Genomic DNA, 12,668 nt, shown 5'->3' with positions numbered 1-12,668 from the left:
CGTGACGTCAACGCAATGGTTAGGGGACAGCAAACGGCAGCAATGCGCGGACCAATTTTCGAGGAATTTCGATCGGGCAAGCGGAGGACTTTCCGCCCCGGGTGTTCGGGCAAGATCCGATAAGTCCGTGGAACCGTGCTGGGCGGTAGGTGTATTGCATTGTCCTGCACCCTGCTCCCAGAGGCCAGATGCCGCGTCGACAGACACGCACCATTTTGCTCAGCCAGGAACTCGATCGCGTCGTGGCGGATCAGGTGGCTTCGGGCCACTATTCATCGGCGAGCGAGGTCGTCCGGGCGAGGCTGCGCACGCTGATCGAGGGTCAATCGAGCCCGGATGCCACGCCTGTCGGAGACTCTGTCGGATGAACGATCCGGTCCTGGCCCAGCAGATCGTCGACAGCTCGACCGATTTCGCGATCATCACCTTCGACGAAGGCGGTCTCGTCACGAGCTGGAACGTCGGAGCCGAGTCGATCATGGGCTGGACGGCGGAGGAGGCGCTCGGCCAGCACGGACGCATGATCTTCACCGAGGAGGATCAGGCGGCGGGCTCGCCAGAGGACGAGATGAAACGCGCGTCGATCGACGGGCGCGCAGTGGACGAGCGGCTTCACGTCCGCCGCGACGGCAGTCGGTTTTGGGGTTCCGGCCTCGTTATGCCGCTTACCGGCGGGTCCGGCTTCGTGAAGATCGTCCGTGATCGGACGACGGAACGGGAGACCGAGCGCCGTCTGGCCATGCTGACGGACGCGCTGCCCGGCTTCGTGTTCGAGGCGGATGCCGATGGTCACTACGTGCGCATCAACGCACGGTTCAAAGCGTATACCGGCCGTGAGAGCTCAGGTCTTCTCGGCGACCGATGGCTTGAGACCATACATCCCAAGCACCGCGATCGCGCGCGAGACGCCTGGAACGAAGCGGTCGACACCGGCACTACGTTCGAGCAGACCTATATGGTGGAAGGCGCGGACGGCGAATATCGCTGCTTCGCTTGCCGAGGTGTTCCGGAAACGGACGATCAGGGGCGGGTCCTTCGGTGGATCGGAACCTGCGTCGATGTGGAGAGCGAAGCCAAGGCCAAGGCCCTGCTCGAGGATCTGAACATTTCGCTTGAGCACGCGGTGACCGATCAGGTGGCGGCGTTGGAAGAATCGAAGCGCAGCCTCCTGGCCGAGGTCGCGGAACGCGAGCGGATCGAGGAGGCACTGCGACAGAGCCAGAAGATGGAGGCGATCGGACAGCTCACCGGCGGCGTCGCGCACGACTTCAACAATCTTCTGACCGTAATCCTGGGGAGCGTCGACCTGCTCGCTCGTCCGGGGCTCGCCGAGGAGAAGCGGACTCGATATCTCGCCGCGATCAAGGAGACGGCCGAGCGCGCCGCGAAACTCACTAATCAGCTTTTGGCCTTCGCACGACGGCAGCCGCTTAAGGCCGAGCACTTCGACGTAGCCGATCGGCTTCGCCAAGGGATGGAGGTCTTGCGAACCGTGTCCGGCTCGCGGGTCGAGATCGATCTCCAGATCAGGTGCGAACCGTGCGTCGTCGATGCCGATGCCAACCAGTTCGAGACCGCGATCCTCAACATGGCCGTAAACGCGCGCGACGCGATGGAGGGTGAGGGGTGCCTGACCATCCTCGTCGAGGAGCGCGGGGAGATCCCGGCGACCCGGGGGCATGCCGCGGTCGAAGGTCGGTTCATCGCGGTGGCGGTCAGTGACACCGGGAGCGGCATCAGCGAGCAGGATCTGCCGAGGGTCTTCGAGCCGTTCTTCACCACTAAGGACGTCGGCAAGGGCACCGGACTTGGGCTCAGCCAAGTGTTCGGCTTCGCAAAGCAGTCCGGCGGCGACATCATCATCGAAAGTGCCGGGCCGGGCGCGGGCGCCTCCTTCATCCTTTACTTGCCGCGGGCGGCTGACGGGGAGGTCCATGGCGAAGCGGACCTCAAGCCGCCGACTGCTTCGACGCCCCCTTCCGGCGGCGGATGCGTGCTGCTGGTCGAGGACAACCATCTGGTGGGCGAGTTCGCGGCACATCTGATCGGCGACCTCGGCTACGGCAACATGTGGGTGTCGAGCGCGCAAGAGGCCTTGGAGCTGATCGAGGCGAATCCCGAGAAGTTCGACATGGTGTTCACGGACGTCGTGATGCCCGGCATCTCGGGAATCGAGCTCGCCGAGAGGCTGCGCGTCAGCTTCCCCGATTTGCCGGTGGTGCTGACCAGCGGCTACAGCCACGTTCTCGCGGCCGAAGGATCGCACGGCTTTGATCTCCTCCAGAAGCCCTATACCGCCGACGGACTTGCTCAGGTGTTGAAGAACGCGACGACGAAATGAATTCGAGTGACATGACTGATATCAGCGACGTCGAAGCGCGGCGTCTCGAGACCTTGGCGCGCTACGACGTGATGGACACCCCGCGCGAGCCCGCATTCGACGAGGTGGCAGCCCTCGCCGCTAAGCTCTGCGATGCGCCGATCGCGGTTGTGAACCTGATCGGCGAAGGCCGGCAGTTCTTCAAGGCCGAGGTCGGGCTCGGGGTTCGAGAGACCCCGCTGGAAAGTTCGTTCTGCGCGAGGGCAATCCTTGAAGAGGAATTTCTGCTCGTCCCCGATGCGACGCAGGATTCCCGCTTTGCCTGCAACCCGCTGGTCGTGAATGAACCGCACCTGCGGTTCTACGCTGGCGCTTTGCTCAAGACCGGAGAGGGGCTGCCGATCGGGACGTTGTGCGTGCTGGACACTCGCCCCAGGCAGCTGACCGAGCTTCAGCAGGACACTCTGCGCGTGCTGGCGCGGCAGGTCATGGCGCAGCTGGAGCTGAGACGCGCGCTTGAGGAGCGTAGCCGGCAGCTGGCGGTCGCGGAGGCGATCGAGCACGATCTTCGCCAAGCGCAGTCCGATCTTGCCGAAAGCGAAGCGCGCTTCCGCATTATGGCGGATGGCACTTCGGTGATGATGTGGGTGACGGATCCCCAAGGGCACTGCATCTACCTCAATCGGGCCTGGTATGAGTTCACCGGTCAGAGCGAGGAGGAAGCGCTCGGCTACGGTTGGCTTGACGCAACGCACCCGGAGGACAGGCCCCTCGCCGAACGGGCGTTCGTCGAGGCCAACGCAGCCCAGCGGCCGTTTCGCGTCGAATACCGGCTGCGCCGTCCGGATGGCGCCTATCGTTGGGCGATCGATGCGGCGACACCCCGCTTCGGTGCTGACGGAGCCTACCTCGGCTACGTCGGGTCCGTCGTCGATATCGACGAACGGCGGGGGGCTGAAGACGAGCTGCGCCGAGCGAAGACGCTGCTCGAAGCGGTGATGGAAGCGGTGCCCGGCGTCGTCTACGCCAAAGATCGCGAAGGTCGGATGCTGGCGGCGAACCGCGGGACGGTGGACCTGGTGGGCAAGCCGCTGTCGGAGATCATAGGGCGCACCGACCGGGAGTTTCTGGATGATCCCGTGCAGGCCGAGGCGGTGACAGCCAACGACCTGCGAGTCATGAAGGAAAATCGCACCGAAGCGATCGAGGAGCAGGTCAGCTTTCCCGATGGGCGCCGGGCGACCTGGCTTTCGACGAAGGCACCGTTCCGGGACGCTCAAGGGACGGTTGTCGGACTGGTTGGCTCGTCTGTCGACATCAGCGACCGCAAGCAGGCCGAGGAACGGCTGCGGGACAGCGAGGCGAAGTTCCGGCTCATGGCCGACGCCGTGCCTCAGATCGTTTGGATCACGGACGCACAGGGTCGCATTGAGTTCTTCAACAAGCAGTGGGCCGACTACGTCGGTGCGCCGGATCATCCGTCAACGGCGGCCGAGGTGTCCCGGAACTACGTCCATCCGGACGACGACGCGCGCACGATGGCGGCGTTCGACGAGGCTCGGAGCTCCGGCGGGGTATTCCAGATCGAGCATCGAATTCGCCGCGCCGATGGGGTCTATCGGTGGTTTCTGGTCCGGGCCGACCCTTTTCGCGACGAACGGACCGGCGAGATAGTCCGATGGTTCGGCGCGTCGGTCGACATCCAGGATCGCAAGGCGGCGGAACAGGCGCTTCTCGACCTCAACGACACGCTCGAGCGACGGGTCGAGGCGGCCATCGCGGACCGCGACCGCACATGGAACAACGCTCGCGACCTACTCCTCGTCGTTGGAACGGACGGCATCTTCCGCGCCGTCAATCCAGCTTGGTCGCAGATTCTGGGGTGGCGTTCGGAAGATCTGGTGGGCCGCGCCTATCTCGACTTCATCCACCCGGACGATCACCCTTCGAGCGAAGGCGCTCTCGCCACTGCCTCGGCAGAAGATCTGCCGGCGTATGAGAATCGTTATAGACATCGAGACGGCTCGTTCCGCTGGATCTCGTGGGTGGCGGCTCCCGAGGGTGAATTGATCTACGCGTCGGGTCGGGACGTGACGTCCGACAAGGTCCGTCAGGAGCAGCTCGAGCAGGCGCAGGAGCAGCTTCGACAGGCGCAGAAGATGGAGGCGGTGGGTCAGCTCACCGGTGGAATCGCCCACGACTTCAACAATCTGCTTACTGGCGTGATCGGTTCGCTGGACATAATGCAACGCCAGATCGCCAAGGGCGACACGAGCAGGATGGAGCGCTACACGACGACCGCGATCACGGCGGCGAACAGGGCTGCCGCCCTGACCCATCGCCTGCTGGCGTTCTCGCGCCGTCAGCCTCTCGATCCCAAGCCGGTCGGCGCCAACCGCCTGGTCACCGGGATGGAGGAGCTGCTTCGGCGCACGATCGGCGAGGCCGTTCGGCTCGAGATCGTGACTGCCGGCGGCCTATGGAACACGCTGTGCGACCCGCATCAGCTCGAGAGCGCGATCCTCAACCTCGCGATCAACGCGCGCGATGCCATGCCCGAGGGCGGCACGCTCACGATCGAAACGTGCAACGCCCACCTCGATGATGCGTATGCGGCGCGTCAGCGCGAGGTGAAGCCCGGTCAGTATGTCTGCATCTGCGTCACCGACACGGGCGTCGGCATGACGACCGACATCGTGGCAAAGGCGTTCGAACCGTTCTTCACCACGAAGCCGATCGGTCAGGGCACGGGCCTGGGTCTTTCGATGATCTACGGTTTCGCCCGGCAGTCCGAGGGCTACGCCAAGATCTATTCGGAGGTCGGCAAGGGAACGACCTTCAAGCTCTACCTTCCGCGCCACTACGGCGAGGGTGAGGAAGAGGAAGGCCAAACGGTCGAGCTTGGCGACGAGCACCGCGCCGAACGCGGCGAGGTCGTTCTCGTGGTCGAGGACGAGACGGCCGTTCGCGCCCTCGTCGTGGACGTGCTTGAGGAGCTTGGCTACCGAGCGATCGAGGCGGTGGACGGCCCTTCCGGGCTGAAGGTGCTGCAGTCGAAGCGACGCATCGACCTACTCGTCACCGACATCGGCTTGCCCGGCCTCAACGGTCGGCAGCTCGCTGACGCGGCGCGCGAGCGACGCCCCGAATTGAAGGTGCTCTTCATGACCGGATATGCTGAGAACGCCACGATCGCGAACGGCTTCCTGGAGCCAGGCATGTCGATGATGACGAAGCCGTTCGCCATCGACGCGCTGGTGACTCGTATCAGGAGCATCATCGAAGCGACTTAGGGGATCCCGGTCAGACACGGTTTGGCGATAGGGGTTTCTCGCCCCCCGTGAACGGTAACTTGACCACGTGCCGGCAACGTTGAGCAGGCCGTCAACCGGTGCTGAGAGCTCCGTCCACCTGCGCGAAGCACCGAATGCTCAGGCGCGCTCCGAGCGTCCGGCGGCCGGCAGCGCGACGTCTAGCGTGCCGCGATGAGCGCGGCGTCCAAGCTGCGTCGATGAACCGGGACACCTGAAGGGACTTTCCACCGAAACGGAGGTATTGTTCATTGACCGAGTGATTTCGCGAACCCAATTCGCCCGCGGGAGTGATCGGGCGCCAGATCGCGCGCTAGGATCGGCGTCGAACTGCCGAGGGAATTCAACCGGGGTTTTGTATGACCGACGTCAGTGCAGAGGATGCAGCAATCGTGCTTGCGCGCCAGGCGCTGTCGCTGCTCAAGCGGGCAGACGCCGAGGACAGCGTTCTTGTCGAGCATCTCTCGCGTGGACTGAAGGCCGTCGCCAGCCGACAGCAGTGCGCTTCGGGCCCGGGGGGGCCGATCGATGAAGGATCCGAGCATTGCCCCGACGGGGCAGCCGCAACGACAGGTTGCGGTCACTTCACGACGATAGACGGCCGACAACTGCGCCTAGAGCCTGAGGCTTTGCACCGCATCACTGCGGAAAACGGTCAGACCGTGCTTCTGCTAAGTGACGGAACAGTGGAGCGCCTCAGGGATTCGTTCGAGTCCGTCGCCGCCCGGCTTGGACATGTGGAGCTAGATCCTCAGGCGGCAGCTCTTGGTGGGCTGATCGCTGTTGGAGCGGCGCGGCATCAGCTTCGAAACCTGCTCGCCATCGTTTCGGCTCTGATCGGTCAGGCTCTCGACCATGACGGTCCGACGGTTGAGACCGGCCGGGAGATCGCAGCGCGCATTTCGATGTTGACGCGGATCAGCGACCTGCTGCTTCAGCCCGATGGTCGGTTCGACGATCTCGCAACCCTGATCCGCATGTCACTGGCCGAAGGGGGGACGGGTCGGGTGCTCATCGCGGGACCGGACCTGCCGATCAGCGCGGCCAACGCGGCGGCTCTGGCGCTCGCGCTTCATGAGCTCGAGGTCCACGCTCTCCGGTTCGGCTCGCTCAGCGATAGAAACGGTCATGTGGAGGTGCGATGGGAGGTCAGCTCCCTCGACGAGCCCTATCTCTGGCTGCAATGGGCCGAGCGAAACGGTCCTTATCGCCAATCGACGCTATCGTCAGGTTTCGGCAGGCGGCTGCTGCTAACGGCAGCACCGCGTCGACTGCGCGGCGCGGCCGATCTTCAGGAGCTCCCGTCCGGTCTGGTCTGGTCCCTGCATGCGCCGGTCGCGGCGCTCTGCGCCTAGTCGGTTACTCCGAGATCTTCGGCCTCTCGGTATCGCCGTCGATCAGCGCCTCCACCGCAGCCGTGCTGATCCGCTCGGCCGACCGGAGCGCGGCCGGCGGAGTCATCGCGACATCGATGGAGTCCGGGCCGGTCACGATCACCGCGCCTTGAGCCGCTTGGGCGTGGAACGGCTCTCGTTCCAGAAAATCGTGTAGTTGACGCCGGCACCTACGTATGGCCGCAGCCTCCCATGCGGGTTTAAGTGATACTGTGCGGTCAGCGTCGGGGGTAGCGCCCAGGTGGAAGCGAGCCGGCCGATGCCGCCCGTCGTGCCGGAGGTTCCCCGCGCATGATGCCGCGTAGTGGAAGCGATGAGCTCGAAGCCGATCACATCCGTGGCCATGTATGTGACGTCGACCTCCGGCATCGCCGCATTGTCGAGGCCGATGCGCTCGTTTGGAAACGTCGGGGAGATGCCGCTCGACCGCTCGTTCGGCGCGACCACGATGGCGCGGGCGCGCAGCAGGACGTCCCCCGCGCGGATCCCCGTCCCCACCGTCTGCGCGGCGGCTGGCGCGGCGACCGCAAAAGCCGCCGCGAGTGATATAGCAAACTTCATGTCTCACTCCCTGATTGCGGAATGGCGACTAGGCCGGCCGGGACAGGGGAGCCTTGTCGGATCGCAAGTTCTGGTTTGACGGCTGTCAAGGCGAGGGCGCGGAGGACGGCTACTTCAAGCACGATGAATTGGCGCTATCATCCTGATCTGCTCGCGCGGCCCGTTCCGCGCTACACCAGCTTTCCGACCGCCGCGGAGTTCGGCGACGGAATGAAGCCGGCCGACATGGCGGAAGCGCTGGCTGGGGTGCGCGACGACGAGGAAGTGTCGCTCTACCTCCACGTCCCCTACTGCCGCGAGCTCTGCTGGTATTGCGGATGCAACACGGGGGCGGCCAATCGCGACGCTCGTCTCGCCGCCTACGTCACGCGGCTGGGCCAGGAGATCGACCGCGTGGCTCGCGCTTTGGACGGGCGCGGGCGGCTGTCCAGGATCGCCTGGGGCGGCGGCAGTCCGGACGCGTTGGCGCCCGAGCAGTTCGACGCGCTGATGGCGAGGCTGGCGGACGCCTTTCCTCGAACGGGCGCGTCTATCTCGATCGAACTCGACCCTCGTGGCTTCGACGCGCACTGGGCTGAGCGGGTCGCGCGCCACGGCATCAGACGCGTCAGCCTCGGAGTGCAGACCTTCGACGACGGGATCCAGCGCGCGATCGGTCGGGTTCAGCCCACCGCGGCGATCGCCTGCGCGGTCAGTCGGCTGCGCGCCTCGGGCGTCTCGTCGTTAAACTTCGATTTGATGTATGGGCTGCCGGGACAGTCGTCACGAGAGTTGCGCGAGACGCTCGACACAGCCGTCTCGCTCGGACCCGATAGGCTCGCCGTCTTCGGCTACGCGCACGTGCCGCACCTGATCCCCCGTCAACGTCAGATCGATGCTAGCGAGCTTCCCGGTGCGGCCCAACGCTTCGCCCAGGCTGAGCTGGCGCATGGTAGACTCACCGCGGATGGCTATCAGCCGGTCGGCTTCGATCACTTCGCTCGGCCGGACGATCCGCTCGGCCAGGCGTCGCGCACGGGTGGGTTGCGCCGCAACTTCCAGGGCTTCACGGACGACTCCGCGCGCGTGCTGATCGGGCTGGGAGCGTCGTCCATCAGCGTATTTCCTCATGTTCTGCTTCAGAACGAGAAGAACGCCGGGCGCTATCACCTGCGCATCGCCAATGACGGGTTCGCGACGTCGCGGGGCATCCGGCGCTCGCCGCTCGATCAGCGCCGGGCGGCGGCGATTGAGTCGCTGCTGTGCACAGGCAGCGCCAACCTGGAGGGCATGCCTGACCTGTCCGACATCCGCGACGCGCTCCAGCCCTTCGTCGATCGCGATCTGGCCGAGTGGAGGGCCGCCGTGCTGACCACGTCCGGGCAGGCGTCGCCCTATCTCCGCTCGATGGCGGCGACCATCGATCCCTATCGTTCGGGCGGGACCAGCCGCTTCAGCAGCGCGGTCTGAACGCCCCGCCGAGGCGGGATACCTGACAACGACCGTCGGATGTGGCAGGGCGAGATCCATGATCGCCGTGCCGACCCGCTGCATCGACTGCGCCGTCCGCGACGTCGCCCTTTGCGCTAGCATGTCCGATGACGAGCTGCGTGCGCTGAGCGACATGGGCCGTCGTCGCGTGCTTCCCGCAGGGCAGGTGGTAAGCTGGGCCGGCGAACCGAGCAGCAGCTGCGCCAGCGTGGTCAGCGGCGCGTTGAAGGCGACGGCATCCACGGCGGACGGGCGCGAACAGATCGTCGGTCTGCTGTTCCCGGGCGACTTCGTCGGACAGCCGTTTCAGGACGACGCTTCGCTCACGGTCACCACGCTGGTCGCGACGGACCTCTGCATCTATCCGCGTGCGGGTTTCGAGCACGTGGTCGACGACCACCCCCGGATGGAACGCCTGCTTCTCGAGCGCACGCTCGCCTCGCTCAGCCAGGCACGCGGCCGGATGCTGTCGCTCGCCCGCAGAAGCGCGAAGGAACGGGTCGCGGGCTTCCTTCTCGAGCTGGCAGACCACACCGGGGAGAGCGGCCCGGACGGCATCCGCGTTCGAATCCCTATCAGCCGCGGCGACCTCGCCGACTATCTCGGACTGACGATCGAGACGGTAAGCAGGCAGCTGACCCTGCTGAAGGCTTCGGGCGTCCTCGGCGTAGCGCGGGGCGGGCGCGACTGCACGATCCGCGACCGCGCGCGACTCGAGGGCGTCGCCGGCCCGCAGTAGGCCGGAGCTGGGCGCGACCGCAGAACCGACGGACGCCGTCAGCCTTCGGCGAGCTTCTCCAAGCGAGCGCGGTCAAGGACCAGGACCCGGCCGCGGCCTGCACGCACTACGCCGTCCCGGTGCCAGCGGCTCATGAGCCGGCTTACGGTGTGCAGCGTCGTGGCTGCCAGTTCTGCGATGTCCTGGCGAGACTGGGCGACGTCCGGTCTGCCGCTCTCGTCGATCATGCGGATGAGGACGCGTGCGACGCGCGGCGGCACGTGGAGCGTGGACACCTCGTGCAGCCGCTGGAGCATCTCCTCGTTTCGCGCCGCGACGACGTCGAGCAGGTTCGCGGCGAAAGGAGGATGCTGCGAAATCAAGGCGCGGATGCGCTCGGCTGGCCAGGTCAGGATCCGGGTCGGCGCCGACGTAGTGGCGCTTGCGGGGTAGGGCGTCCGCCGGATGACCGCCACGCACCCCGGAATGTCCCCGGGGCCGAGCACGTGCAGGGTGATCGCCGCCCCGCTCGAGGAGGTGCGCCACACGCGAACGCTGCCGCCGAGTATCAGAGTCAGCTGGTCGGCCGCATCCTCTTCATGAAAGAGCGCGGCGCCGGCCGGGACCGAGCGTTCGATCGCCGCCGCCATGACGACGTGCACGGTCTCGTCCGGCAGGCCCGCCAGGATGGGCGGAATGATCTTGGACGGGTCGAGCATGGGTCGCCTGGCTGCAGACCCTGGGCGGAATGCCCGGGGCCCTTCGCGCCGGGTAAAGGGGCTTTCAGCCGCCCGTTCTTTGACCGCCGTCAAATTCAATCCCGGACCGGCATGTCACTGACCGGCGGAAGCCGTGACAGACGTGCGGCTGGGAGGTGGCAGTGCCGATCGGCGTCTATACGGGTGTCTTCGCGCTTATGGCGGTTCTGACGATCGCCTCTGGCGTCTATCTTCTGATCCACGCTCGCGAAGTGGCGCGTGCCGTCGGCAGGATGGACGGCGACATCGTGGCCGGGCCTGCGCGGGGCGATGGACGTCGATCGCGGCTCCCGATCCGTGTCGTGCTCGCCGTCTTCCTGGTCGCCATGACGGGCGTCGGCGCCTTCGTCGTCCTCTACGTGACCCGCGTGATCGGCCCCGAGACGGTGCGGTCGCAGCCGGCCGGAGTGCAGCGGCCATGACGCGCCCGCACGACAGACGCTCCCAGCCTTCGAGAGGTCACGACATGGATGCGATCGTTTCCAAGGCGGGGGCCTGGCTGCTGCTGGGCGTGGTCGCGCTGTTCGCGATGCTGCTTTCGGCGGATGGCGGTTTCGCCGTGCATATGGCGATCATGGGGATCGCCGCTCTCGCCGTCGCCTTCCTCACCATGAGCGGCGTCGGCCGGCTCGAACTGGCGCCGTCCATTCCGCAGGGTCGCTATGACGACGAGCCGATCCGCTGGGGCCTTGTCGCAACGGTGTCCTGGGGACTGGTCGGACTGCTGGCGGGCGTGTTCATCGCCGCGCAGCTGACCTTTCCGGCACTCAACTTCGGCCTGGAATATACGACCTTCGGGCGCCTTCGACCGCTGCACACCTCCGCCGTCATCTTCGCCTTCGGCGGAAACGCGTTGATCATGACGAGCTTCTACGTCGTCCAGCGCACGTGTCGCGCGCGCCTCGCCTTTCCGGGCCTCGCGCGCTTCGTGTTCTGGGGATACCAGCTGTTCATCGTGCTGGCCGCCACCGGCTACGTCCTCGGCGTCACGCAGAGCCGGGAGTATGCCGAGCCCGAGTGGTATGTGGACCTGTGGCTGACGATCGTCTGGGTCGGCTACCTGATCGTGTTCGTCGGCACGATCGTCAGGCGCAGCGAGCCGCACATCTACGTCGCCAACTGGTTCTACCTTTCGTTCATCCTGACGATTGCGATGCTGCACGTCGTCAACAACCTGGCGATCCCGGTCTCGCTTCTCGGCTCGAAGTCCTATTCCGCGTTCGCGGGCGTGCAGGATGCGCTGACCCAGTGGTGGTATGGCCACAACGCGGTCGGCTTTTTCCTGACCGCCGGCTTCCTGGGCATGATGTATTACTTCGTGCCGAAGCAGGCGGAGCGGCCGATCTACAGCTATCGCCTGTCGATCATCCACTTCTGGTCGCTCATCTTCCTCTACATCTGGGCGGGTCCGCACCACCTTCACTACACGGCGCTGCCAGACTGGGCGCAGACGCTCGGAATGGTGTTCTCGGTCATGCTCTGGATGCCGTCCTGGGGTGGCATGATCAACGGGCTGATGACGCTGAACGGTGCATGGGACAAGATCCGGACCGACCCGATCATCCGCATGATGGTCGCCGCTCTCGCCTTCTACGGCATGGCGACCTTCGAGGGCCCGATGCTGTCGATCAAGGCGGTCAATTCGCTCAGCCACTACACGGAGTGGACGATCGGCCATGTGCACGCCGGCGCCCTCGGCTGGAATGGCATGATCATTTTCGCGGCGGTTTACTACCTGGCCCCGCGTCTTTGGGGCCAGGGCCGTCTCTACTCGCTGCGCATGGTCAATTGGCACTTCTGGCTCGCGACCTTCGGCATCGTCCTCTACGCCGCGTCGATGTGGGTGGCGGGCATCACCCAGGGGCTCATGTGGCGCGAATACGGGTCCGACGGCTACCTGGTCTACGCCTTCTCCGAGGTCGTGGCGGCAATGAAGCCCTACTATCTCATCCGGATCGTGGGCGGCGTCTTCTACTTCTCAGGCGCGGTGCTCATGGCCTGGAACGTCTGGATGACGTGTCGCGGCCGCGTGCGCGCCGAAGCCCCCATGTCGTCTCCCGCCTACGATCCGGAGGCTGACCGGCCGCTTGCGCCAGCGCGCGGCGCTTCCAGCCCCCTTCCCGCCGAATAGGGCCC

The 12,668-nt window shown here is 65.7% G+C and carries 11 protein-coding genes; 8 read left to right on the top strand and 3 right to left on the bottom strand.

The window, feature by feature from the left end:
- Positions 1-188: 188 nt before the first annotated feature.
- From ACFSC3_RS08230 to ACFSC3_RS08215, 4 genes are all read left to right on the top strand, one after another.
- Entirely contained in the window at positions 189-368 is a 180-nt protein-coding gene (locus ACFSC3_RS08230) for a ribbon-helix-helix domain-containing protein (RefSeq protein WP_380939926.1), read from the top strand.
- Positions 365-2,341 (top strand): hybrid sensor histidine kinase/response regulator, encoded by a 1,977-nt coding sequence (locus ACFSC3_RS08225; protein ID WP_380939925.1) that lies wholly within the window; start codon positions 365-367, stop codon positions 2,339-2,341. The genes ACFSC3_RS08230 and ACFSC3_RS08225 overlap by 4 nt, the downstream gene beginning before the upstream one ends.
- Before the next feature lie 11 nt (positions 2,342-2,352).
- Positions 2,353-5,613, top strand: coding sequence for a PAS domain S-box protein (locus ACFSC3_RS08220; protein WP_380939924.1), 3,261 nt, complete (start codon positions 2,353-2,355; stop codon positions 5,611-5,613).
- 377 nt (positions 5,614-5,990) lie between these two features.
- Positions 5,991-6,986: an HWE histidine kinase domain-containing protein gene (locus ACFSC3_RS08215; RefSeq protein ID WP_380939923.1), complete on the top strand. Its 996-nt coding sequence runs from the start codon at positions 5,991-5,993 to the stop codon at positions 6,984-6,986.
- Between the two features lie 4 nt (positions 6,987-6,990).
- Here ACFSC3_RS08215 and ACFSC3_RS08210 read toward each other — a convergent pair whose 3' ends face one another.
- A complete protein-coding gene (locus tag ACFSC3_RS08210) occupies positions 6,991-7,122 on the bottom strand; it encodes a hypothetical protein (RefSeq protein WP_380939922.1) in 132 nt (43 codons plus the stop codon).
- A 2-nt stretch (positions 7,123-7,124) separates the two neighbouring features.
- A complete protein-coding gene (locus ACFSC3_RS08205; protein WP_380939921.1) occupies positions 7,125-7,586 on the bottom strand; it encodes an OmpW/AlkL family protein in 462 nt (153 codons plus the stop codon).
- A 123-nt stretch (positions 7,587-7,709) separates the two neighbouring features.
- On the opposite strand from ACFSC3_RS08205, the gene hemN reads away from it, so the two are divergent.
- Positions 7,710-9,035 (top strand): oxygen-independent coproporphyrinogen III oxidase, encoded by a 1,326-nt coding sequence (gene hemN, locus ACFSC3_RS08200; RefSeq protein WP_380939920.1) that lies wholly within the window; start codon positions 7,710-7,712, stop codon positions 9,033-9,035.
- Positions 9,036-9,093: 58 nt separating this feature from the next.
- Positions 9,094-9,795 carry a Crp/Fnr family transcriptional regulator gene (locus ACFSC3_RS08195; protein ID WP_380939919.1) on the top strand — a complete coding sequence of 234 codons (702 nt, stop codon included), beginning with the start codon at positions 9,094-9,096 and terminating at the stop codon, positions 9,793-9,795.
- 38 nt (positions 9,796-9,833) lie between these two features.
- Here ACFSC3_RS08195 and ACFSC3_RS08190 read toward each other — a convergent pair whose 3' ends face one another.
- The gene (locus ACFSC3_RS08190) at positions 9,834-10,493 is read right to left on the bottom strand and encodes a Crp/Fnr family transcriptional regulator (protein WP_380939918.1); all 660 of its coding nucleotides are present in this window, start codon (positions 10,491-10,493) and stop codon (positions 9,834-9,836) included.
- Positions 10,494-10,654: 161 nt separating this feature from the next.
- Between ACFSC3_RS08190 and ACFSC3_RS08185 the strand changes: the two genes are divergently transcribed.
- Both ACFSC3_RS08185 and ccoN read left to right on the top strand, forming a co-directional pair.
- Positions 10,655-10,954 carry a hypothetical protein gene (locus ACFSC3_RS08185; RefSeq protein WP_380939917.1) on the top strand — a complete coding sequence of 100 codons (300 nt, stop codon included), beginning with the start codon at positions 10,655-10,657 and terminating at the stop codon, positions 10,952-10,954.
- A 44-nt stretch (positions 10,955-10,998) separates the two neighbouring features.
- Positions 10,999-12,663 carry a cytochrome-c oxidase, cbb3-type subunit I gene (ccoN, locus tag ACFSC3_RS08180; protein ID WP_380939916.1) on the top strand — a complete coding sequence of 555 codons (1,665 nt, stop codon included), beginning with the start codon at positions 10,999-11,001 and terminating at the stop codon, positions 12,661-12,663.
- Positions 12,664-12,668 lie beyond the last annotated feature (5 nt).

It is taken from the genome of Sphingomonas floccifaciens, assembly GCF_042681125.1.
In the GTDB taxonomy this organism is placed as follows: domain Bacteria; phylum Pseudomonadota; class Alphaproteobacteria; order Sphingomonadales; family Sphingomonadaceae; genus Sphingomonas; species Sphingomonas floccifaciens.
The sequence above is the reverse complement of the archived record's forward strand: the minus strand, read 5'-3'. Positions and strand labels throughout refer to the sequence as shown.